Annotated in this window: 28 protein-coding genes; 8 read left to right on the top strand and 20 right to left on the bottom strand. The window is 38.8% G+C overall.

Annotated features, from left to right (window positions below; translation table 11 throughout):
- Positions 1–79 precede the first annotated feature (79 nt).
- The 5 genes from BTR25_RS21690 to BTR25_RS21675 all read right to left on the bottom strand — a co-directional run bounded on the left by BTR25_RS21690 (position 80) and on the right by BTR25_RS21675 (position 3,455).
- Positions 80–793, bottom strand: coding sequence for a 3D domain-containing protein (locus BTR25_RS21690; RefSeq protein WP_075690109.1), 714 nt, complete (start codon positions 791–793; stop codon positions 80–82).
- A 119-nt stretch (positions 794–912) separates the two neighbouring features.
- Positions 913–1,236, bottom strand: a complete 324-nt coding sequence (locus BTR25_RS21685) for a YuiB family protein (protein WP_075690108.1) — start codon at positions 1,234–1,236, stop codon at positions 913–915.
- A 150-nt stretch (positions 1,237–1,386) separates the two neighbouring features.
- Positions 1,387–1,512: a YuiA family protein gene (locus BTR25_RS27815; protein WP_175596848.1), complete on the bottom strand. Its 126-nt coding sequence runs from the start codon at positions 1,510–1,512 to the stop codon at positions 1,387–1,389.
- Between the two features lie 157 nt (positions 1,513–1,669).
- Positions 1,670–2,158: an NUDIX hydrolase gene (locus BTR25_RS21680; protein ID WP_075690107.1), complete on the bottom strand. Its 489-nt coding sequence runs from the start codon at positions 2,156–2,158 to the stop codon at positions 1,670–1,672.
- Between the two features lie 79 nt (positions 2,159–2,237).
- The gene (locus tag BTR25_RS21675; protein WP_075690106.1) at positions 2,238–3,455 is read right to left on the bottom strand and encodes an NAD(P)/FAD-dependent oxidoreductase; all 1,218 of its coding nucleotides are present in this window, start codon (positions 3,453–3,455) and stop codon (positions 2,238–2,240) included.
- Between the two features lie 359 nt (positions 3,456–3,814).
- On the opposite strand from BTR25_RS21675, the gene BTR25_RS21670 reads away from it, so the two are divergent.
- Positions 3,815–4,813, top strand: a complete 999-nt coding sequence (locus BTR25_RS21670) for an NAD(P)/FAD-dependent oxidoreductase (protein WP_075690105.1) — start codon at positions 3,815–3,817, stop codon at positions 4,811–4,813.
- 30 nt (positions 4,814–4,843) lie between these two features.
- On the opposite strand, the gene BTR25_RS21665 is transcribed toward BTR25_RS21670, so the two are convergent.
- Together BTR25_RS21665 and BTR25_RS21660 are read right to left on the bottom strand one after the other, a co-directional pair.
- On the bottom strand, positions 4,844–5,209 hold the full coding sequence (locus tag BTR25_RS21665; protein ID WP_075690104.1) for a HesB/IscA family protein: 366 nt from the start codon (positions 5,207–5,209) through the stop codon (positions 4,844–4,846).
- A 99-nt stretch (positions 5,210–5,308) separates the two neighbouring features.
- Positions 5,309–5,548, bottom strand: a complete 240-nt coding sequence (locus BTR25_RS21660; protein WP_075690103.1) for a YuzB family protein — start codon at positions 5,546–5,548, stop codon at positions 5,309–5,311.
- Positions 5,549–5,787: 239 nt separating this feature from the next.
- Here BTR25_RS21660 and BTR25_RS21655 point away from each other — a divergent pair, with 239 nt between their 5' ends.
- Positions 5,788–6,855, top strand: a complete 1,068-nt coding sequence (locus BTR25_RS21655; protein WP_075690102.1) for an NAD(P)/FAD-dependent oxidoreductase — start codon at positions 5,788–5,790, stop codon at positions 6,853–6,855.
- A 98-nt stretch (positions 6,856–6,953) separates the two neighbouring features.
- On the opposite strand, the gene BTR25_RS21650 is transcribed toward BTR25_RS21655, so the two are convergent.
- A complete protein-coding gene (locus BTR25_RS21650; protein ID WP_075690101.1) occupies positions 6,954–7,271 on the bottom strand; it encodes a YuzD family protein in 318 nt (105 codons plus the stop codon).
- 154 nt (positions 7,272–7,425) lie between these two features.
- Here BTR25_RS21650 and BTR25_RS21645 point away from each other — a divergent pair, with 154 nt between their 5' ends.
- Positions 7,426–7,665 carry a NifU family protein gene (locus BTR25_RS21645; protein WP_075690100.1) on the top strand — a complete coding sequence of 80 codons (240 nt, stop codon included), beginning with the start codon at positions 7,426–7,428 and terminating at the stop codon, positions 7,663–7,665.
- A 97-nt stretch (positions 7,666–7,762) separates the two neighbouring features.
- On the opposite strand, the gene yutH is transcribed toward BTR25_RS21645, so the two are convergent.
- Entirely contained in the window at positions 7,763–8,773 is a 1,011-nt protein-coding gene (gene yutH, locus BTR25_RS21640; protein ID WP_075690099.1) for a spore coat putative kinase YutH, read from the bottom strand.
- 215 nt (positions 8,774–8,988) lie between these two features.
- Between yutH and BTR25_RS21635 the strand changes: the two genes are divergently transcribed.
- A complete protein-coding gene (locus BTR25_RS21635) occupies positions 8,989–9,489 on the top strand; it encodes a phosphatidylglycerophosphatase A family protein (protein ID WP_075690098.1) in 501 nt (166 codons plus the stop codon).
- Between the two features lie 31 nt (positions 9,490–9,520).
- Here the strand turns inward: BTR25_RS21635 and BTR25_RS21630 are convergent, their stop codons facing one another.
- From BTR25_RS21630 to BTR25_RS21620, 3 genes are all read right to left on the bottom strand, one after another.
- Positions 9,521–10,285 (bottom strand): TIGR01457 family HAD-type hydrolase, encoded by a 765-nt coding sequence (locus BTR25_RS21630; RefSeq protein ID WP_075690097.1) that lies wholly within the window; start codon positions 10,283–10,285, stop codon positions 9,521–9,523.
- A gap of 82 nt (positions 10,286–10,367) precedes the next feature.
- The gene (gene hepT / locus BTR25_RS21625) at positions 10,368–10,805 is read right to left on the bottom strand and encodes a type VII toxin-antitoxin system HepT family RNase toxin (protein WP_075690096.1); all 438 of its coding nucleotides are present in this window, start codon (positions 10,803–10,805) and stop codon (positions 10,368–10,370) included.
- Positions 10,806–10,827: 22 nt separating this feature from the next.
- The gene (locus BTR25_RS21620; protein WP_075690095.1) at positions 10,828–11,595 is read right to left on the bottom strand and encodes an EAL domain-containing protein; all 768 of its coding nucleotides are present in this window, start codon (positions 11,593–11,595) and stop codon (positions 10,828–10,830) included.
- 297 nt (positions 11,596–11,892) lie between these two features.
- Between BTR25_RS21620 and BTR25_RS21615 the strand changes: the two genes are divergently transcribed.
- Complete coding sequence (locus BTR25_RS21615) at positions 11,893–12,159, top strand: DUF3055 domain-containing protein (protein ID WP_075690094.1); 267 nt, start codon at positions 11,893–11,895, stop codon at positions 12,157–12,159.
- Between the two features lie 58 nt (positions 12,160–12,217).
- Positions 12,218–12,502: a cytosolic protein gene (locus BTR25_RS21610; protein WP_075690093.1), complete on the top strand. Its 285-nt coding sequence runs from the start codon at positions 12,218–12,220 to the stop codon at positions 12,500–12,502.
- Positions 12,503–12,618: 116 nt separating this feature from the next.
- Here BTR25_RS21610 and BTR25_RS21605 read toward each other — a convergent pair whose 3' ends face one another.
- Positions 12,619–12,894, bottom strand: coding sequence for a YutD family protein (locus tag BTR25_RS21605; RefSeq protein WP_075690092.1), 276 nt, complete (start codon positions 12,892–12,894; stop codon positions 12,619–12,621).
- A gap of 114 nt (positions 12,895–13,008) precedes the next feature.
- Here BTR25_RS21605 and BTR25_RS21600 point away from each other — a divergent pair, with 114 nt between their 5' ends.
- Positions 13,009–13,644 carry a YhcN/YlaJ family sporulation lipoprotein gene (locus tag BTR25_RS21600; protein WP_075690091.1) on the top strand — a complete coding sequence of 212 codons (636 nt, stop codon included), beginning with the start codon at positions 13,009–13,011 and terminating at the stop codon, positions 13,642–13,644.
- 37 nt (positions 13,645–13,681) lie between these two features.
- Here the strand turns inward: BTR25_RS21600 and lipA are convergent, their stop codons facing one another.
- Positions 13,682–14,641, bottom strand: a complete 960-nt coding sequence (gene lipA, locus BTR25_RS21595) for a lipoyl synthase (protein ID WP_483295280.1) — start codon at positions 14,639–14,641, stop codon at positions 13,682–13,684.
- A gap of 167 nt (positions 14,642–14,808) precedes the next feature.
- On the opposite strand from lipA, the gene BTR25_RS21590 reads away from it, so the two are divergent.
- Positions 14,809–15,768, top strand: a complete 960-nt coding sequence (locus BTR25_RS21590) for a M23 family metallopeptidase (RefSeq protein WP_254842771.1) — start codon at positions 14,809–14,811, stop codon at positions 15,766–15,768.
- A 26-nt stretch (positions 15,769–15,794) separates the two neighbouring features.
- Here BTR25_RS21590 and yunB read toward each other — a convergent pair whose 3' ends face one another.
- The 6 genes from yunB to sufB form a co-directional block, all read right to left on the bottom strand.
- On the bottom strand, positions 15,795–16,550 hold the full coding sequence (gene yunB / locus BTR25_RS21585) for a sporulation protein YunB (RefSeq protein ID WP_075690089.1): 756 nt from the start codon (positions 16,548–16,550) through the stop codon (positions 15,795–15,797).
- Positions 16,551–16,623: 73 nt separating this feature from the next.
- Complete coding sequence (locus BTR25_RS21580) at positions 16,624–16,926, bottom strand: YunC family protein (RefSeq protein WP_075690088.1); 303 nt, start codon at positions 16,924–16,926, stop codon at positions 16,624–16,626.
- A 33-nt stretch (positions 16,927–16,959) separates the two neighbouring features.
- Positions 16,960–18,333: a bifunctional metallophosphatase/5'-nucleotidase gene (locus tag BTR25_RS21575; RefSeq protein ID WP_075690087.1), complete on the bottom strand. Its 1,374-nt coding sequence runs from the start codon at positions 18,331–18,333 to the stop codon at positions 16,960–16,962.
- A 20-nt stretch (positions 18,334–18,353) separates the two neighbouring features.
- Complete coding sequence (locus BTR25_RS21570) at positions 18,354–19,175, bottom strand: sulfite exporter TauE/SafE family protein (RefSeq protein ID WP_075690086.1); 822 nt, start codon at positions 19,173–19,175, stop codon at positions 18,354–18,356.
- An 18-nt stretch (positions 19,176–19,193) separates the two neighbouring features.
- Complete coding sequence (locus BTR25_RS21565) at positions 19,194–20,039, bottom strand: DUF72 domain-containing protein (protein WP_075690085.1); 846 nt, start codon at positions 20,037–20,039, stop codon at positions 19,194–19,196.
- Between the two features lie 108 nt (positions 20,040–20,147).
- Positions 20,148–21,545: a Fe-S cluster assembly protein SufB gene (gene sufB / locus BTR25_RS21560; protein WP_075690084.1), complete on the bottom strand. Its 1,398-nt coding sequence runs from the start codon at positions 21,543–21,545 to the stop codon at positions 20,148–20,150.
- Positions 21,546–21,613 lie beyond the last annotated feature (68 nt).

Here is a 21,613-nt window from a genome sequence, read left to right as displayed (position 1 = left end):
TGATCCTACATGTATAAAAATCGATCGCGGGCTTTGGTAATGCTATTTTCCCATAAAAATAGCAGGCTTAGCCTGCTTGTTATTTTCTCTCAGACCCTATAAATTGCTGACGAAAAACTTGCATCGTCTCGTCCTCATTTAAAGCTTTTAACTGTTCTTCCGTAAGTTTCCCATTACCCTCTTGAACAATATAAACATCGATTTTCTTCTTACCCCACATATTATAGACATCATCTACGGTTTCATAGTACAGGTCCACCTTATCGCCTTTAATGGCACCGCCTTTATCTGCCACCACTCCATAACCGTAGCCAGGGATAAATAGAATCGTACCAATCGGGAATACTTGTAAATCAGCTGCCACCGTAGAGTATAAATCACGCTTAACCTTTACACCTGAATACGTAATACCATATTCAGGATGCCCTTCATTCTTTCCAGTTGATTCGTATCCTGCCGTATAGCCCGTTGCAACGACTGTCTTTTTCGGATATTTTGACCAATCGAAGGCATCCTCCAAAGCTGGCGGAGGTTCTGCCATTGCTTTCTTTGGTGCAAATACAGCATATACGAATTGCTCTTGTACCTTTTTAAAATAAACTCCAATATGACCCAATGTATGATGTAAATTAGAACTAGCTTCTTTGGCTTTGTTCTTTTCCTCTACTTTTAGTCCATCATAGATAAGAGATTTTGCATCGACTCCGGTGATGGATTGATATGTTACAAGCAGTGCCAAGAAGAAAAGAATTGTCATCAAGAATCGTTTGATCCATTTTTTCATTTTATTCATTAAAAATTCACTCCTCCCAAAATATTCATTTCCCAAGATGGGAAAAAATATTCAAAAAAAGGAGTATGGCATCATTTTATTCAAAAAATACGGCAATAAAAAAAGACCTTATTAGGCCCTTAGAACATTTGATAACCATTTTTTCTAAGCAGTTTGATTGTAAACCCAGCAGCAATTGCTCCAGCAAGACCGCTAAGCAGGATCAGAATATCTGCAGTTGCTAACGAAGTTATTTTTTGTCCTAGCTCAAAAAATGCTGCTTCGCTATTTGTAATATACTCAGTAAACTTCACTTTATCTATAATAAGAACAGCTATTAATGGATAAATAAGGGCCATAATCCATGACATTCTTAATAGCATATTAAGAATAAAACCAATTCCAAAAAATAATACAAAAAATAATAAAATCGAAATAATTAATACCACTATGCTCATCTGCATTGATATTCCCCCTTTACGCACACTAATAAGTTTACTTAAAGTCCGAAAGGGAGTCAATATAAGCGCATGTGTTACTTAAAGAAAAAAATAGCCTCCGATATGAATCGCGGAAGCATCCTTTTTACTCTTACGATTCAATTGTTTTACTTTCTAGTCACCTTTCTTTCCTGTCCCCCCACAGCAGGTACATGTTTCAGAACCTCCTAGGAGTAATTGAAAATATCCAATCCCAGCACAGTAATCACAATTTTTTGTTTCCAAAGTTGTCGTTTGCATCCAAATCATCTCCTTTAAAATATTATTTAAATTTTCTGATAATATATCAAAAAAACCTAAATTAGAAAAGGATGAAATTCACCCAAATCAGAGGAAGAAAACGGATACATACTATATTTTCTTGCATTTACGATTGGTTGCTTAATTTTTCGGAAAATTAAAAAAATATTTTATATGCAGTATAGTGAAATTGCTCGCCTGGGTTTAATTGATCATTCCCTGGTTTACAATCTGGTATATTTTGTTTAATTAAATAATGTAATAAAATCGAAGCATCTTTTTCTAATAATAATTCTTCTGGTTCCATATACTTTGCCTCATATAGTTCATTTTCTTGGTGCTTTATTTCTCCACCTGTTAGAGGTTCAAGCAGAAACAATAACATATTATCGCTAATTTCTTCCGCAATGACACCCGTTCTAAGCCCGATCAGTCCTTTAACTTCACAGTTAATACCCGTTTCTTCTCTAACTTCTCTAATAACTGCCTCATCTGCAGTCTCACCTTCGTCCACAAACCCTGCAGGCAGGGACCATTGTCCTTTTAAACCTCCATAGCGCTTTTTTACAACAAGCCATTTACCATCAGAAGACTTTACTAACCCAGACACAGCTAACCAAACCTTACCGCGTTTCTCCTTACCCATACTACTCTCCTCCAATCTAATCTTCTTCTAATCATAACAAAAAGGGCAGATCGCTCTGCCCCTTATCTTAAACCTATAATTAAAATACGTTAAACTTGCCTTTTTTCAATACTAGACCCGCACCGCCAATCATATATAAAGAGCGGTTATCAACTACTTTCTTCATAAGCGAAGCCTTAGAGCCGGTAACTTTTTTACCAAATACAACCCCAATTGCATCGTCGTGACCAAGTGAACAAACAGTTCCTTTGTTTTCAAAACTGAAGGTTTCAAGCTCAGACTGGTTACGAATTAATGCCGCTAGGTTGCGAGCCACTACTTCACCTTGCTGCATAGCAATTTGTGCTGTAGGCGGATATGGTCGATTGATTTCTTCATTGATAATAAGTGAACTATCACCGATAATAAAGACATCATCAAAGCTAGGGACACGAAGGTCGGGCTGTACCTTCACACGGCCTCTCATTGCATCAAAACCAGATTTTTCAATGATAGTATTTCCACGAACACCCGCCGCCCAAACAACTGTGTTTGCTTTAATTTCGCGTGGTTCCTCCTCACCCTTAGCAACAATTATACCTTCAGGTGTAGCTTCTTTAATAGCCGTTCCAATTAAAAATTCTACGCCTTTACGCTCTAATTGAGATACTGCGTAGTTCACCAATTCAGGATCAAATCCCGGAAGAACAGTTGGAGCAGCTTCAACACAGATAATTCTTACCTTTTGGAAGTCAACATCATATTCATGACATAACTCAGGAATACGATTGGTTAATTCACCTAGAAATTCAATCCCAGTGAATCCTGCACCCCCGACAACAATTGCCAACCGGTTATCGTTCTTTTCTTCTTCCATATTATAGGTCGCAAACTGATATTCAATATGCTCACGTAATTGGCGAGAAGAGTTAACATTGGTAATACCAAATGCATATTCTTTTAAGCCTTTAATTCCAAAGGTTTCTGGTTCGCCGCCAAGGGCAATAACTAAATAGTCATATCCCACTTCACCTTGTTCCAGAATTACTTTTTTATCTTCTTTATTGATTTCAACTACTGTGCCTTGAACAAAGTCTACCTTACTTTTGTCAATAACATCACGAATATCATAACGAACACGATCATGGTGCAATGTACCCGCAGACGCTTCGTGCAGCCAAGTAGTTTCGTAATGATAGTCATTTTTATTAATTAATACGATATCCGCTTCATTTACACCCACTAACTTTTGCAAACGAACTGTAGTCATAAGTCCGCCATATCCAGCTCCAACTATTACAATTTTCGGCTTTCTCAAAGTGATCACATCCACCTTTTTTATTTTGTATAAAATTTGTTTTTCTTATCTTCCTCTGCATCCAATAAATTTATTTTGATTTAAGGAAAAAAGTTTGTGATATACTTCACGTACCACTTCATAAAAATGTTCTGTTTTTGTCACAAAATAGTAACAATATATCCACAATACATCTTATGCTATTCACTTCATATTTTCAAGTCATTTATCTAATTTATATTAGGAATTTTTCTACATTTTTCAGCCAAATTATAGGATAACACAAAGATTGTAAGCGCTAAACATGTGAGGATTTTTTTATTTTGTGATATGATTAAAAATAGAGTTTATTTATATCTACATAGCTGGGGGGATACGGTGTGCTAGAAAATCAAAAGGTTTATGATATAACCATCATCGGAGGCGGCCCAATCGGTCTTTTTACTGCTTTTTACGGAGGAATGAGACAAGCGTCGGTAAAAATCATTGAAAGCTTGCCACAATTAGGCGGGCAATTATCGGCTCTTTACCCTGAAAAATATATTTACGATGTTGCTGGTTTCCCAAAAGTTCGAGCACAAGAATTAATTGATAACCTTAAAGAGCAAATGGCTAAGTTTGAACCTGCTATTGTGTTGGAACAATCTGTTGAAAAATTAGAGAAGCAGGAAGATGGAATCTTCAAACTAACGACAAATTCAGAGGTTCATTATTCAAAAACAGTCATCATCACAGCTGGCAATGGTGCTTTCCAACCGCGGCGTTTGGAGCTTGAAAGTGCGGTACAGTACGAGAAGAAGAACCTACACTACTTCATTGATGAATTGAATAAATTTGCCGGTAAGCGAGTTGTTGTTTTTGGCGGCGGAGATTCAGCCGTTGACTGGGCATTAATGTTAGAGCCGATTGCTGAAAAAGTCTCTATTGTCCATCGCAGAGACAAATTCCGTGCCCATGAGCATAGCGTTGAGAACCTGCATAGTTCAAAGGCAGAAGTAAAGACTCCTTATGTGCCAGCTGAGTTAATTGGGGATGAAGGTGGTATAAAGCAAGTAGTCCTTGAAGCTGTTAATGGCGGCGAGAAGGAAACCATTGATGTTGATGCTGTTATTTGTAACTATGGATTTGTATCTTCCCTCGGTCCAATAAAAGAATGGGGCTTAGAAATCGCCAAGAACTCAATTGTTGTTAATTCAAAAATGGAAACAAATATTCCTGGCCTTTATGCAGCAGGAGACATTTGTACATACGAAGGAAAAGTAAAATTAATTGCCTGCGGATTTGGCGAAGCACCTACTGCGGTAAATAATGCTAAAGCATATATGGACCCTAAAGCAAAAATTCAACCTTTACACAGCTCGTCTATGTTTGATAAATAAGAAAAAAAGCGTCCAAGACGCTTTTTTTTCTTAACATTCCTCTGGTGTACCTGTAGCTGTGGCCGTTCTGAATGACGAGCCGCAGCCGCAGGAAGCGATGGCATTTGGATTTTCGATCGTAAACCCGCCGCCCATCATTGATTCCTTATAATCAATTTTCGTACCTTGTAAAATGGCAGCACTTTCTTTTTCAACGAGAATTTGAATTCCATGCTGTGCTAATTGAAGATCTTCATCTTTTACTTCGTGCTCGAATCCCATCCCATAAGATAATCCACTGCAGCCTCCACCCTTCACACTAACACGAAGGTGCGCACCTTCTTCATCATTGTGTTTCATCATATCTTTTATATGCAGAGCCGCAGCTTCCGTCAAAATCACAACATCGTTACTCATACTATTCCTCCCTTTTAGGGTCTTTTATTATAGTATATACGCAGTACCATCCGTACTCAACTAAATTGAACCAAATCAGGCACTTCCCTAGCTATTGTATTAGAACATTGGATTCTCATCTAAATGCTTGTATATGTTTTCAACCAATTCATCAGGAGTATTCCCCATGACAACTTCTCCATTAACTAAAGCGTATAAGGAAGAAGCACATTTGCCACAATAGCCAAGACATCCATATTCAATAATATCCATGTTTGGATCTCTTTCTAATGCTTCAAGTGCTTTCTGTGCACCGCTTGCGAGATTGCTAATGCAAAATTCAATAATTGGTTTAATCATGAGTTTCACCTCTCCATTAAAATTATATCCTACTCTTTTTATTCCGAGACGTCAATTACCACGCTTCAATGATATTGTCAAGAAGTGAAACTTACATGTTGTTATTTTGACACAATTCGGATATACTCATAATGGTTTAATTACTATTCTAATATCTTTTACATACATTCATGAAGCTTGTAAAAAGCTATTTTCTACATTAGAGACTTGACTACCGGAATAAAAGGGGAATAAAAAAAATGAAAAATCTTGTGGTTCTCGGTGGAGGCTATGGTGGTATGAAGATTTTAAGTGAACTTCTGCCCAATCAGCTTCCTGAGGATGTTATGATTACACTCGTTGATCGTGTACCTTACCATTGCCTAAAAACAGAATACTACGCATTAGCAGCGGGTACAGTCTCTGATAAAGAACTCCGCGTTGGTTTTCCAGAACACCCGCAGCTCTCGATTATCTATGGTGATGTCATCGGCATTGAATTGGACAGCAAGAAAGTCCTGTTAAATGGTGACAGGACAGTTTCCTACGATGAATTAGTCATTGGCCTTGGCTGTGAGGATAAATACCACGGTGTTCCTGGTGCAGATAAGTTTACCTATAGTATTCAAAGTATCGAAAAGTCTCGTTTAACCTACTCTGTTCTAAATAACCTAGGACCGGGTTCTGTCGTCGGAATCGTTGGTGCAGGTCTTAGTGGGGTTGAACTCGCTAGTGAATTAAGTGAAAGCAGAGGAGACTTGAAAATAAAGTTATTTGACCGTGGAAATCATATTCTCTCTGACTTTCCAGATCGTCTAAGTAAGTATGTAGAAGGCTGGTTCCATAAACATAATGTAGAAATTATCAACAATTCCAACATAACAAAGGTTGAAAAAAATACACTTTTCAATCATGATCAACCGATAACATGTGATGTAATTGTATGGACTGCTGGAATACAAGCTAATAAAGTGGTCCGAGATCTAGGAAAAGACAAGGATCGCTTAGGTAGATTAACTATTACCCCACATCATCATCTTCCAGATGATGATAACGTTTTTGTCGTCGGCGACTGTGCCAGCCTGCCGCACGCACCTAGTGCACAGCTTGCAGAGGGTCAAGCAGAACAAATTGTTGAAGTTTTAAAAAGCCGCTGGAAAGGTGAACAACCACCAGCAACTTTTCCGACTATCAAATTAAAAGGTGTTCTCGGATCTCTAGGGAAAAAACAAGGTTTTGGCATGATGGCTGACCGAGCAATCACAGGCAGGGTAGCCAGGCTTCTAAAATCTGGTGTTCTCTGGCTGTATAAGTATCATAATGGATAATAAAGTGAAACTTCCATCAATGGGGGTTAGTTGAACTAACCCAAGCTTTTACGGGATAGAAAGAAGCATCCAAACATAGATTGGATGCTTCCTCTTTTTTACAAAGCTTTGTAGCCATATTTCTCTAACTCAGCAAAAATCGTTTTGAGCCTTGGGTTGCCCTCACCAACGACTTTATCCCCTATCACCACAACAGGATAAAACATGTCCTCCTCAATGACCCTTTGAGCGAAGGCTGCTTTTTCACTCACATTTGGCGGTTGATGAATATCAATATAGGCCATCTTAATTGAATATGTAGGAAATTTGCGTGAGATAGCAGCCTCAAGCCATTCAAAGGTTTCTTTAGAGGACGGTAAATTAACACAACTTGGGCATAACTGTTCAGCACCGTAAATGACAACTTCAACTTCCATTTGTTTATCAACTCGATCCTAGTTTTTTTTTATTTTACAACATTCAAACCATAAATACATAAAATATGTCTGCAATTGTGCGATTTCCCATTTCATGAGAATGGATTTTTAACTCCGATGACATTATAATAAAGGTAGGAAAGGAGACGATAGTATGACAGAAACAGAAATGATGTTTGAGCAAGTTCAGGAAGTATTAGATAAATTACGTCCATTTCTTCTTAGAGATGGCGGAGATTGTGAATTAGTTGATGTTGAGGATGGTATCGTAAAACTTCGATTGTTAGGTGCATGTGGGACCTGCCCAAGCTCCACCATCACATTAAAAGCTGGTATTGAAAGAGCTCTATTAGAAGAAGTACCAGGCGTTGTAGAAGTTGAACAAGTTTTTTAATTAAACTTAGAATAGTGCAAGGTACCCACCTATCGGCGCCTTGCGCTAGACACTAGATCAAAGCGATTGCCTAAGCAATCGCTTTTCCTTTTTTAGGTTACCTCACTAACAACCACTCCAGTACGGGAATGTTAACTGCATTAAGGGGTGCACCAGCTGATTGATAAAATTTGCTTAGAAATCGTTCATACTCAGTTGATTGCTTTAAAGTCCGATCCAACTGCTCTTCAAGCAGTCTTTTTTGTTGTTCAGAACTAGTTATATAGTAGTTTTCGATACACTCAAAGTAATGCAGTGGAAATAATAAACGGGCAAATAACAATCGCCAGGAAAAAGCTGATAAAGGCGAGACATTTTGGTACTCGATAAAAAATTGTCTTAGTTCCTGCTCATAGGTTTGTGTATTACGGAAGTATCTTTCTCTCGTCCATTCTGCCAAGTCACGACTGCGATGGTCAAATACCCAATCAAATGGATTTTTAATATAATAATTCGAGCCCCAAGACCCCCTAGAAAAACGTTCATGACATACTGTACCCCCATCAGATTCCACTGGTTCATCATCTAGCTCTGTATCGACTAAATACTGGATGCTGTTTTCCGTTAAACCAAGGTAATATGGAAACGATTCAACAAACATCTTTTCAAATTCATTCTCAGGGGTTTGATAGAGCAACTCACTCCATACCTTTTCAATCTGATCTAGACGTTTCTCCCACAATTCCTTCCATTGTCCAATCCTCGAAATTCTCTCAATTTTAAAAGGAACTACTTTCCCACGTTCATGGAATTTGGCCAGCCTCCTGCCAAGATTTAGATTTTGCTGTTTCCCGCTAAGACGGCTCGCCAACACGCAGAATTGCTCTTCCTCCCAGGTTGTAATCAAATGACCTTCTTTCGAACGCATAAAGGCTGGAACATGCTGGTCTCCATAGCTTCGTAAATGCTCCACTATTTTTTCTAGCTCATCAATATCTTCTGCCTGCCGACCTCCGGCCCTTGTTATGACATATAAATTGCCATTTCCTCTTACAGCGTCAAAACGATCTAGTTTTACATATTCTTCCCCCGTTATCCCGTACTGTTCCTCCAACAACTTTTTTAACATTCTCTCACCTCTTTTAATTCTTCTTCTAATTCAATATATATGTGTAAGATTTTAAAAATTGTTTTCTTCAACTTGGATAAATCAAGAATAATAAAACAACATTCAGTGTACTATGTAAGGGAGACAGATGTTTGTTACTTTTCAAATTCAACATGCATATGTTATGAATTAAGAGTATATATATAGTGAAAATTCAAAGAAAAGGTGATTGAGGCATGGCAGAAGACAAAAAAGTCGATTTAACAGAAGAAACAGCACGGAGATGGATTAAAGAAAGAGGCGTTGACGTTCAGGACATTGCCGATTTAGTCTATTTTCTACAAGAAAAATATCACGAAAACTTAAAAATGGAAGACTGTCTTGCAAATGTGGAAAGAGTGCTTTCTAAGCGTGAGGTTCAAAACGCAATTATTACGGGAATCCAACTCGACATGCTAGCCGAAAAGGGAATGTTAGAGGAACCTATTCAATCCATAATCAAAACGGATGAAAGTCTATATGGAGTAGATGAAATATTAGCGTTATCGATTGTAAATGTGTATGGTTCAATTGGATTTACCAATTATGGTTATATTGATAAACTAAAACCTGGTATTCTGGCTCGTCTAAACGATAAATCAACAGGTGAATGTCACACATTCCTAGATGATATTATTGGGGCAATCGCTGCAGCCGCTTCAAGCAGACTTGCACACCGGGCTGCGCATGTAGAATAAATGAGAAAGGATGGATTAATTCCATCCTTTTCTAAACCTCCCACTCGTCTAAGGAGTCAATCGTGTATGTTGGCATCCGGTTGTAATTTGATAATAGTTCCTTTGTCGTAACACCCGTATGGACTAATAATGTATCCATTCCCGCGTTCATCCCTGCTAAAATATCTGTATCATAATAATCTCCCACCATTAACGTTTCATCCTTAGAGGTACCCAATACTTTCAACGCTTGATCCATAATAATAGATTCTGGCTTTCCAATAAAGATTGGTTTCGTTTGTGTTGACACAGAAATCACTGAGGTAAGTGATCCATTACCAGGCAGGAGCCCTCTTTCTGTTGGGATGGCAATATCTCCATTTGTAGAAATAAATGTAGCACCGTTACGAACGGCTAAACAAGCAACAGACAGCTTTTCATAGCTGATTGAGCGGTCAATTCCTACGACGACAAAGTCAGCATTCTCACCTGCAAACTGAAAATCCTTTTCTTCCAAAGCGGTACGAAGCCCTTCTTCTCCAATCACATACACGGAGGCATTCTTCTTTACAGCGTAGATGTAATTAGCGGTCGCCTGACTTGTCGTGAAAACTAGCTCTTTTTCAGCAGGTATATCAAAATCTCTAAGTTTCTCTGCTACCTGTGCTGGGGTCCTTGATGAATTATTTGTTACAAATAAATAAGGAATTGAATTGGCCGTTAAACTCTTCACAAAATCTACAGCAGCATCAATCCGCTCTGATCCTTTATACATGGTTCCATCAAGGTCAATGAGATACCCTTTATACTTTTTCATGACAATCACTCCTCTAACTATACTTTCCATCATTTATTAAAAGATATTCAAATATAAAAGGACCGCAAGGAGCGATCCAGAATTATTTTTTAAATGCGGATACTGGTCCTAGTTCGTTTACTAAATACTGACGAATGTTCTCTGAAAATGCGGCCAGTTCCTGTATATGGCTCTCAAATTGAGTTTGTAACTCATTATGATTAATTTCTGTGTACATTTGCACAAGAACCTTACGATACTTTACAATTTCTTTTAAACTTTTACCAGATTTTGCTGTAATGACTTTTTCATCCTCTAGGATTTCAATAATGTCCTCATAACTGCCTGGGTCCCGCATAATAAAACCATCAATCATACTATTCCCAACATCCAGTATTGCTTCTATCATCATATGGGTCAAGCGCTCTAAAGCTGCTTTCTCAAGAGGTGTAGACCATACATTTTTGCTTTCAAAAATAGATATTTGTTTTTCTAAAAACACCAAGATTTCTTCCATCTTCTCACGGTCAACAAAATACACATCTTCACTTCCTTTAAGTTCCCTATGTCCCTACTTCTTTAAATAGAGTAGTAGGCCGTGCATAGAAGTAGCCCTGGGCTAAATCTACGTTATTTCTTGTTAAAACTAGGGCCTCATGTTCGTTTTCAATTCCTTCCGCAACAACCAATGAACCTGTTTCTCTGGCTACTAAAAGCAATCCCTTTAACATGGATTCTTTAACTGTATCTTTATCGATATTTTCAATTACTGATCGGTCAATTTTGATAATATCTGGCATAATTTCGCTAATAGTATGCAAGTTTGAGTAGCCTGCTCCCGTGTCATCCACAGCAATTCGAAAACCCATTACCTTTAGCACCTTAATATTGTATATAAAGTCCTTTAATCCTTCAATGGAGTCTCGTTCGGTTACTTCAAAAATAATTTGTTTTGGAGAGATCCCCTTATACTGTTGAAGCAGCTTTTTTACTTCGCGCGTAAATCTGATATCCCCTAGGGTAACCGGAGTGCAATTGACAAAAATATCTTTGCGGCACTTCGTAGATTTAATTTGCTGTAGCATCTTTTCGATCACGACCATCTCTAGTTCATAAAGCTTCCCAGTTTGTCGAGCTACGGAGAAGAGTGGCAATGGTAATTCTAGCGCAGTGCCCTTTGGACCTCGAGACAGCATTTCCCATGCACGAATTTCATTAGAGGCGACATCAAATATTGGTTGAGTAAGCAAGGTGATCGCTTTCTCAGATACAATTTTGTTGATGGTGTATATCATCTCATTCATCTCTGAATGTATTCTCTTTTCAGCCATCGCAATCGCCTGTCTGTGTGCTCTAAGTACCGATTCTTGAATCGAGTATACCCCTTATTTTACCCCATTGCATTACATTTTTAGCTTTTTCCATGTAACGACAGGTCATTTATTTTTCAACCCTCTCAAACTTTAGCATCCAGCAAATTACTTATATTGTACCACAATTGAATATGTAGGCATTACTATGGTAGAAAATTTTAACATTTCCACTTTTAAGAGACGTTTATTCCCCTCATCAGATAAAGTTTGGTAAGATAAGAAGATAAGATAATAAATAAAGGAGTTTTCAACGATATGAAAGAACGTTATTACTTATATAATGATCTTGAAGATACAAAAACAAGGTTTGTCAGTTTTGTCGGGGACAATCAGCGATTTGATTTAGCCATTGTTCAAACAGACCGCCATTACGGGAAACATCTTGTCCTCGATCTACAGGGCAGTCGCTTTGCTATTATTGGTGAAGACGACCTAAAGGAAGAGGGCTACTTAGAATACGCATTCCAGTTAAACGAAGAAGATGCTGAAGAGCTGCGTTCCTTCCTGTTAGAATTGATTTAAATCTTATTCATGTTTTGTCACGACTTTTAACATACTATGAAATAAAGGAGTGACAAACATGGACGATAAAGAAACAAAAGAATATTTCGACTTATCCAATGTTGAAAAACAAAAAAATTATCTTACTGCAGAAGATTATCCAGAAGGTCCTTACGGTTCTCCCATCGGGAAAAACACCCCCGTAGAGAATAAAAGCACCCCATGGAAAGAGGGACAACGGTTCTATAGCAACTTCAATTACGAGAACAAATCTTTGCACGAAGGCCTACCGCGCCAAATGGAAGGCTCACACCCCCCACACGACGACCCCGATACACACAAACAACCGCCCTATAATACATAAAACAAAAAGAAGGCTCAGGATGACTGAACCTTCTTTTAATATGGAATTTGATAAGGGCTGGTCGAACCAAGAACAATGTTGATTGAGCGGAAAACTACCCTCAACATTAAATCACCTTACTTTTTAACCTTTTTCAAAACAAAATAAGCACAGCCGAAATTACAGTATTCATATAGATATTCATTTAATGTACTGATCTTCGTATCAAAAGTAGACTTTTGATTTTGGTCTTCGAAGAACCCCTTCAACCGAAGCTGACCGTATCCCCAATCTCCAACAATATAGTCATATCTAGACAATATATCACTATACCTGGACTTTAGCGCTTCCTCATTAAATCCGTCTCTGTGTTCATGCAAAATTTCATAAGTGACACCATTGATTATTATCATAAAAATCACCTCATTTTTACCAGACAACTCTACTACCCATTATAACCGATTCACCATCAATTACTAAGAAAAAAAATGTCGTTTTGGATATTCTAAAAATAGGAGGTGCTTTAATTGAAAAAAATCACCATGGTTATAGGATTATGTTCATTGCTGACAGCCGGATGTGCCAACGATACTGCCAGCCGTGATGTGTATGAAGAGAGCGGCAATACGATTAATGTCAATAATAAAAGGACTGAACTATATAAAGAGGGCGGTAATACGAATGCCAGAAATGTAAGTAATGATTATGGCTTTGTCCGCCATCAGAAGAGTCCTATCATGGGTGACAATCAGGCAACTGAACATTATGCAGCCATTGATCGTGAACAGGTTGCCAATATCATTAGCGGGATGAGCACCGATATCCCAAATGTAAATGATGTTGCAACACTTGTAACAGACCAAGAAGTTTTAATTTCGTATAGCACGGACTCAAAGGACCGTGAACTAACCGCAGACCAAGTAAAAAGAACAGCTATGTCAGTCATCCCAAGATTTTATCATGTTTATGTTAGTGATAATAAAAACTTGATGCGCGATATAGAAAATTTATCCTACCTGCATTCAACAAATAGAAATGCCCGCAATTCAGTTAACCAGGTCATAGAAATGATGAAGAAATCTCCTCAAGGCTACCGAATGAATAGCAGTGAAGATGAAAATGGAATAACACCTGACGATAACATGGGTAATAATAATCAATAAAGAAAGAGTTCAGTCTAATTGGACTGAACTCTTTTGGTTACGCTTCTTTGGCATTTTGCTCACCAAGCAACTGTTTATGCTTAGCTGCCGCATTTACCTGCTCATCAGCGTGGTAGGAAGAACGAACAAGTGGCCCTGCTTCACAGTGGCTAAAACCTTTACTTAAGGCAATGTCTCGTAATTCAGTAAACTCTTCAGGTGTGTAGTACCTTATTACCTTTAAATGATGTTTAGAAGGCTGTAAATACTGTCCAATAGTCATGATATCAACGTTGTTTGCTCTTAAATCATCCATAACTTCGATTATTTCTTCCTTTGTTTCGCCAAGGCCTACCATTAAGCTGGACTTTGTTGGAATGGAAGGCTGCATTTCTTTTGCCCTCCGAAGGAACTCAAGGGAACGATCATACTTTGCACGAGCTCTTACTCTTGGTGTCAAGCGTCTGACGGTTTCAATATTATGATTTAAAATATCTGGCTTTGCATCCATTAACATTTGGAGATTCTCTTCCTTACCTCCCATATCGGAAGGAAGGACCTCTATACTAGTAAATGGATTTTTTCTGCGAATGGCTCTAACTGTTTCTGCAAAAACGGCTGCACCGCCATCTTTGAGATCATCACGAGCAACAGCTGTGATGACAGCATGCTTTAAATTCATTAACTGAACAGAGTCAGCCACTCGTTCTGGTTCTTGCCAATCGAGCTCTGTTGGCAGTCCAGTTTTTACTGCACAAAAACGGCATGCACGGGTACAAACATCACCAAGAATCATAAAAGTAGCTGTTCGGCGTACAGCCCAGCATTCATGGATGTTTGGGCAGCGCGCTTCCTCACAAACTGTATGTAAATTCTTCTCGCGCATCATCTTCTTCAAGCCCGTATAGTTTTCGTTCGTATTTAATTTTATTTTTAACCATTCCGGTTTCCTAATATATTCCTCTTGCTTACTCAATACTTTCACCCCTTCTAATCCGATAAAAAGAGTTTCTACCATAGCCACTTTAACATACAGAATAGAGAACAACAAGTAAGTTCTTTGCACAACGAATTTTTACCAGTTATTAACCATTATGAAAAAGCCAAGAAATCATAAACTAATCTTGTACATTAATTGGAAGGAGGATATTTGTGCGTGCATTACTGATAATTGGGACATTCCTTATATTCTTTTCCTCCACTTTCACGGTCAGAGAGGCTTATGCAAAAGAACCTGACGAGTACCAGGAAAGAATGAAGCTTTATCACAAGGTAGAAACAGTTACACACATTCCCTGGTATTACCTGGCCGCTATAGACCAATATGAAAGAAATATCCGTGCAGTTCGCAGGGACTTACCTAAAGTGGAAAGTTTAATTGGCATCTATTTTTCACCAGAGAAATGGGCTGGTTTGACAAACCCAAACCCACAAGAAGAAAACCCGGCAATCATCCAGTTTTTTAGCGGTATGGGCGTGGATGGAGACGGTGATGGCAAGGCGAGTTTAGAGAGTGATGAGGACGTTCTATATGCATTTGCCCATTACCTCCTTTCATACGGAACAGACCAAGATAATTTAAAAATTGGCTTATGGAATTATTATAAGCGGGATAAAACAGTTGGAATCATTGTTGGCAAAGCAAGAATGTACCGTCATTTCGGAAGAATTGACCTAGATACCCATGCTTTTCCTGTACCAATTCGGAGTAACCACAGCTATCGAACCACTTGGGGGGATGCCCGGGGCTGGGGTGGCCGGAGAATACATGAAGGGACAGATATTTTCGCTGGCTACGGTGTCCCAGTTAGAGCTACGAACTATGGAATTGTAGAAATGAAGGGCTGGAATCGATATGGCGGATGGCGTGTAGGAATCCGTGATATTAATAATACTTATCATTATTTTGCCCATCTAAGCGGTTTTGCAAAGGACTTGAAGGTAGGCCAAATCGTCGAACCTGGAACGATTATTGGCGGAGTTGGAAGCTCTGGATACGGGCCGCCTGGTACATCAGGAAAATTCCCTCCACACTTACATTATGGTATGTACAAGGATAATGGCCGTACCGAGTGGTCCTTCGACCCGTACCCGCATTTAAGATTATGGAAACAGCAGGAAATTGCTCGCAATCGAAAAAAGTAGGACTGTCACCTTGTGACAGTCCTCTCTTAGTTTCCATTGGTCGGTAATTCTATGGATGGCAGTGTGCTGCCTCCTCCATTATAAAACTGCGGTACCTCACCTTGTATCAATCTTCCTCCAACTGGGATTTTCTGTTCAAGCATAGTGATTTTTGTAGCAAAAGGAGTAATAATTTGAACCGAAACCTCTAAGTGAATGGCGACATCAATCCATGTATTATTTATTCCGATTGGAGTGGGTTTAAATTTAACATCAGGTCTTACTTCGCCGATTGCATGGAATCGCACTGGTATCTTAGGTCCTAAATTACCAAGCAGGGCCATGCCGGTTGCCTGCCCTAGTGGTACATTCCAGACAATCCCATTTGTATCTGCTGCTTCTAGATCAATCTCTACATCCGTTAGTTTTTCTAAAGAAGACAGTTCCCCTTTCTCTGCAGCATTTAGGTTTTTCTGTATTTCACTAGTGATTTCCGACAGTTTTTGGTTGATTATTTCAGTTTTAAGACTGGCGCTAGGAGGTGCCCCGTTAGTACCAGGTTCAATAGCAATGACATCTCCAACCTCTACTGTCTTTTTATTGATAGCTTTATTAATTACCAATGAAGCAATCTTTTTTGTTTGGACTTCAGCATATCTCATTAACACTGGCTCAATCCCTTTATTAATTGCCCATATACCAATAGCCGTTGAAAAAAGAAAAAACACGAATGATAGCAGCATTACATATCGGAAAGGTAACGGCCCTCTTTTTCGCCCAAGCCGCCTGCGAAACTTTACCAAAAAAATCCCCCCTTACAAGCAATGTATGCTTGTAAGGGGGGAACTAGCCTATATAATTTTTAAAAGAAAGCCCTTAGATCATTTTTAGCAGGGCATCTTTACCGATCATCCCTTTTGTGATACCTAATGCTTCTGCTTCTAGTGTTACAGATTCCATAGGGGAATTTAGGAGTTGTTCAATTGTCTTTACCCCTACAGCTCTAGCCGCAACGATTTTGCGGTCCTTTAATTTCTCATTTAATAAGCCAACATCTAAAGCACCACACATAATATACCCCTTATCACTGCTTACAGTCAGCAGCGTAGTTTTTGGGAGTAATACGGTAACAGCTAAAAAAGTATGACCGTTAATCTCTACTGGTGAAAGTTCGATCAAAATCCTACACTCCTTTCCTTCCTATAAATTATGTTAAGGATTGAAAAAGCGTGTATAGCTAGGACTGTTTTGTAGTTTCCAAGATAAAACATCCCGAAGAAATTCAGGGAGGTAATATGTCTTTTCCTTATTCTTTAATAAATCAGTAAAAAAATGACCAAAGGTAAACATATCAGGAATCGCAATGCTATAATTCTTTTCTGATTCCAGTTCCGTTCCCTTTATGAAAATCTGCTCTTCTCTAAACAGAATTTGATCATAAACACTGGTTCCCATAATCGTTCCTCTAAAACCTAGACCTTTAACTTCCTGGATGGCCCAGTCACTTTGACGTGTTTCTAATAAAAGCTGGGTTAATTCCTGGCCTGTCAGCACGATTTTGCATGGATTAATCGGATGTGGACAAACTTTTAATAAATCAAATTTAGTGACCTTCCCCGACAAAGGTCCCAACAGTAAGCCTGCATTGATAAACGCACAATCGGCTTCGCACCATTCTCTTAGGGCACTGCATAGAATTTTTGCTAATGGTGTCTCTGTTAAATGATCATGATGAAAGGGCTCAGACAGCGAAATAATCATTTGGTTTAACTTCTTTTTGCCTTGATGGTACAGTTCATTCGCCTGTAGTTTCTCATCAGGAACAGCAGGCAAACTCATTACTTCATGTAATCTTGCCTCTTTATTCTGAATCTTTTTCTCCATATCCAGAGAAATAGTAACCTGCCCGACAAAATTCCCATGCTTCCCAGCACCCGCAAGGAGGGTTCCCCCCACTAGTTTCCCTTCTGGCAGTTTATGATGTGTATGACCACCTAGGATCACATCAATCTCTGGACATTCAAGGGCTATCTGCTCATCAATAGTAAATCCAAGATGAGACAGAACGATGATGACATCCGATTGTTTTTTTACTAAAGGCAGCCACTTTTTCAACTCTGCAATCGGCTCGGTAAGTTCCCAGCCCAATAGTTCATAGAGAAGTGTGAAATAAGCAGTAACCCCAATAATCCCTATCCGTGTGCCTTCGTTTGATTGATAAATTTTAAACGGGCTGACCCAATGTGGATGCCTAGTATCTTTATATAAATTTGCTACAATGACATCAAATTCAGCCTGATTGTATAATTGATTTAAATCATCAAAGGAAAAATTAACTCCCTCATTATTACCAATTGTAATAGCTGTATAGTGGCAGTCATTTAAAAGCTTTACATTTCCCTGCCCTTTTGTACCATCAGCAAGTGGATGCCAGCGGTCAATAAAATCACCAATATCGAATAGAAAAAAACAATCGCCTGACTTTTGATGTTCTAATCTTTTTTCTGAAATAAAGTGTTTTATTCGCGGCCAGCGTTTTAAGTGACTATGAACATCATTTGTATGATAAATTTGAATGGTTTCCATTCTAGTTGTTCATCCTTTTTTTAACCAATAATCCCTTGATAAATTAATCTTATGCCAACTACGATTAATATGGTTCTTAGTATCAAAACAATCGTTTTACTTTTAAATTTAGAATTTAAATACACTCCCACTTTTGCACCGATCCATGCCCCCGGTACTAATGCTAAGGCAATCATCCAATCCACATTTCCAAGCGTAATATGGGTGATGGAACTAAGGATCGATGTAGGTAAGATCATAAACATGGATGTTGCCGTCGCAACATGTGGTGGAAAGAAAAAGAATAAGATCATGGTTGGAACCATTAAGGAACCGCCACCAACACCTAAGATTCCAGATAAGAAACCAACCACTAATGAAATTAAAATTCCGATGGCAGGATTAAAACCATACTCAAAGGTTTTGCCGTTATTATCTGTAAAGGTACGTGCAATCCCTTTGTCTTTACGATATGGTATAGGTTTAAATTTATCTTTAAAATAGAGGACGAGTGAAACGAAAATAATAAAAAGCCCAAAAAATAAACTAAAGGAGTCTAAATCTAGCTTTTCTGTTACCCATGCCCCAAATATGCTTCCTGGTCCACTCCCAATCAGAAAAATAAGGCCGCTCTTATAATCGACCGTTTTATATTTTAAATAAGCTAGTGTTGAAGATAAGCCTGTAAAAATCATAGTAAACAAGGAGGTTCCCACGGCAACCTGTGGTGAGATATAGCCAAAAGCTGATAACGATCCAAGGTAAAGCAGAGCAGGCACAACAATAATCCCTCCGCCTAGACCTATTAATGAACCTAGTGAACTGCCGACAATCCCAATTAACACTAATAAAATCCATTCCACTGCCTTTTCTCCACCACCTTAAAATAAATCCAACTGTCTAGGAGCCAGATCCTCATATTCAAGTTCCAAAAGGTTAATCATTTCTTTTGCATTGTCTGAGGCGTCTCCACCTGAATTGTTGTTAAAGAGAACATAAAGATTCTCAGATTCCTTTGCTAACTTTTGTAAGCTATCCGCCCACTGTTCTAATTCCTGTTGATTGTACCGATATAAGTATCGGACTTCGCGCCAGTTTTCAGCATTCCTCTTTTGCCAGCCATGGACATTTCGGCCATGAAACCGGATTAAGAGTTTCTTCGAGTTTACGGCCTCCAACACTGTCGGAATAGATCCCTCACCAGCTTGTGGTTCATCACAAATACTATGAATCCAGTTTTCATTTTTCATAAACTCCAGGGTTCTATCTCGGTATTGTGGATAGAACCAAGATTGGTGTCTAAACTCTAGTGCACAAGGAATCTCTTCCATTTCACTTTTAATCCATCTTAGATATTCAACATTCTCCCTTTGGCACGCAAACCAAGGAGGAAATTGAAACAAGACCATTGCTAATTTATTATTTACTATGTACGGTACTAATGATTCTTTAAAGGCCGTAAACATCTCTTTAGTGCTGTCGAAAGGGATTTCACCTCGCTGATGTCCGGTCATTCCTTGGTAGGCCTTAACAACGAACTGAAAACCAGCGGGTGTTTCCTTGACCCACTTCGCTGCATTTCTTTGTGGCTGAATCGCGTAGAATGCAGAATCAACTTCCACCGTCGGAAAATGAGCAGCATACTCCTTTAACTTATTTCTTGATGAGGTTTGGTTGGGATATAAGCGATCATGGTCTCCCCATCCCGTTACACCTACGTAAATCAAATTCAAGCACCTCCACCAATAATAATAGCATATCTGAAATTACCATGAGTGAAAGAGACTTTTATGAAAAAAAATCGCCTGCCATTAAGGCAAGCGATTTTTTGCTTTTTATCCGATAGACCCTTCCATCTCGAACTTGATGAGACGGTTCATTTCAACTGCATATTCCATAGGTAATTCCTTCGTAAACGGCTCGATAAAGCCCATAACAATCATTTCTGTTGCTTCTTGTTGGGAAATACCACGGCTCATTAAGTAGAAGAGTTGCTCTTCAGATACTTTAGAAACCTTCGCTTCATGCTCAAGTGAAATGTTATCATTTAGAATTTCATTGTATGGAATTGTATCAGATGTAGATTGATTATCCATAATCAAAGTGTCACATTCAATATTCGCACGAGCACCATCCGCTTTTCGTCCGAAATGAACGATTCCACGGTAGGTTACCTTACCGCCATGCTTGGAAATCGATTTGGATACAATTGTTGAAGATGTGTTAGGAGCTAAGTGGATCATTTTCGCTCCAGCATCCTGGTGCTGACCTTTACCAGCAATTGCAATCGATAATGTCATTCCTCGGGCACCTTCGCCTTTTAGAATAACCGCTGGGTATTTCATTGTTAATTTTGAACCAATATTACCATCGATCCATTCCATTGTTGCATTCGCATCACAAACTGCACGCTTTGTTACAAGGTTAAAGACGTTGTTTGCCCAGTTCTGAATCGTTGTATAGCGGCAATAAGCATCTTTCTTAATAACGATTTCAACAACAGCACTGTGAAGTGAGTTAGTTGTATAAACAGGAGCCGTACAGCCCTCTACGTAATGAACGTGTGCACCTTCATCAACAATGATAAGAGTACGTTCAAATTGACCCATATTTTCAGAATTGATCCGGAAGTAAGCCTGTAATGGCGTATCCACCTTAATGCCAGGAGGTACGTAAATGAAAGATCCACCGGACCAAACCGCAGAATTTAGTGCAGAAAACTTATTATCCGTCGGCGGAATGGTTTTTCCAAAGTGCTCACGGAAGATTTCTTCATTCTCTCTAAGAGCAGAATCGGTATCTTTAAAAACGATACCCAAATCTTCAAGTTCACTCTTCATGTTATGGTAGACAACCTCGGATTCATATTGAGCAGAAACCCCAGCAAGATACTTTTGCTCTGCTTCTGGAATTCCTAGCTTATCGAACGTTGCTTTAATCTCTTCAGGGACTTCATCCCATGATTTCTCCGATTTTTCGGATGGTTTTACATAGTAAGTGATTTCGTCAAAATTTAACGAAGCCATATCCCCGCCCCATTGTGGCATTGGCATTTTGTAAAAATGCTCAAGTGATTTCAAACGGAAGTCGAGCATCCATTGAGGCTCATTCTTAAGCTTTGAAATTTCTTTTACAATCTCACTTGTTAAACCACGCTTTGAGCGGAATATGGAAACGTCTTTATCGGCAAAACCATATTTATAATCACCGATTTCTGGCATTTTCTTAGCCATCGTCATGTTCCTCCCTTATTAGAAAAGCGGAAGCGCCTTGTTTAAGAACGACAAGCATAAGACAGGCG

Origin of the sequence: Bacillus sp. MRMR6, assembly GCF_001940785.1 — a bacterium.
Lineage (GTDB): Bacteria > Bacillota > Bacilli > Bacillales > Cytobacillaceae > Neobacillus.
Note: the sequence above shows the minus strand (reverse complement) of the source record. Positions and strands in the feature narration are given on the sequence as shown.

Coding starts and splice junctions, on each gene's coding strand:
- BTR25_RS21690 (WP_075690109.1), bottom strand. CDS start 793: ATGAATAAAATGAAAAAATGGATCAAACGATTCTTGATGACAATTCTT.
- BTR25_RS21685 (WP_075690108.1), bottom strand. CDS start 1,236: ATGCAGATGAGCATAGTGGTATTAATTATTTCGATTTTATTATTTTTT.
- BTR25_RS27815 (WP_175596848.1), bottom strand. CDS start 1,512: ATGCAAACGACAACTTTGGAAACAAAAAATTGTGATTACTGTGCTGGG.
- BTR25_RS21680 (WP_075690107.1), bottom strand. CDS start 2,158: ATGGGTAAGGAGAAACGCGGTAAGGTTTGGTTAGCTGTGTCTGGGTTA.
- BTR25_RS21665 (WP_075690104.1), bottom strand. CDS start 5,209: ATGAGTAACGATGTTGTGATTTTGACGGAAGCTGCGGCTCTGCATATA.
- BTR25_RS21660 (WP_075690103.1), bottom strand. CDS start 5,548: ATGATTAAACCAATTATTGAATTTTGCATTAGCAATCTCGCAAGCGGT.
- BTR25_RS21655 (WP_075690102.1), top strand. CDS start 5,788: ATGAAAAATCTTGTGGTTCTCGGTGGAGGCTATGGTGGTATGAAGATT.
- BTR25_RS21650 (WP_075690101.1), bottom strand. CDS start 7,271: ATGGAAGTTGAAGTTGTCATTTACGGTGCTGAACAGTTATGCCCAAGT.
- BTR25_RS21645 (WP_075690100.1), top strand. CDS start 7,426: ATGACAGAAACAGAAATGATGTTTGAGCAAGTTCAGGAAGTATTAGAT.
- yutH (WP_075690099.1), bottom strand. CDS start 8,773: ATGTTAAAAAAGTTGTTGGAGGAACAGTACGGGATAACGGGGGAAGAA.
- BTR25_RS21635 (WP_075690098.1), top strand. CDS start 8,989: ATGGCAGAAGACAAAAAAGTCGATTTAACAGAAGAAACAGCACGGAGA.
- BTR25_RS21630 (WP_075690097.1), bottom strand. CDS start 10,285: ATGAAAAAGTATAAAGGGTATCTCATTGACCTTGATGGAACCATGTAT.
- BTR25_RS21620 (WP_075690095.1), bottom strand. CDS start 11,595: ATGGCTGAAAAGAGAATACATTCAGAGATGAATGAGATGATATACACC.
- BTR25_RS21615 (WP_075690094.1), top strand. CDS start 11,893: ATGAAAGAACGTTATTACTTATATAATGATCTTGAAGATACAAAAACA.
- BTR25_RS21610 (WP_075690093.1), top strand. CDS start 12,218: ATGGACGATAAAGAAACAAAAGAATATTTCGACTTATCCAATGTTGAA.
- BTR25_RS21605 (WP_075690092.1), bottom strand. CDS start 12,894: ATGATAATAATCAATGGTGTCACTTATGAAATTTTGCATGAACACAGA.
- lipA (WP_483295280.1), bottom strand. CDS start 14,641: ATGGTAGAAACTCTTTTTATCGGATTAGAAGGGGTGAAAGTATTGAGT.
- BTR25_RS21575 (WP_075690087.1), bottom strand. CDS start 18,333: ATGGAAACCATTCAAATTTATCATACAAATGATGTTCATAGTCACTTA.
- sufB (WP_075690084.1), bottom strand. CDS start 21,545: ATGGCTAAGAAAATGCCAGAAATCGGTGATTATAAATATGGTTTTGCC.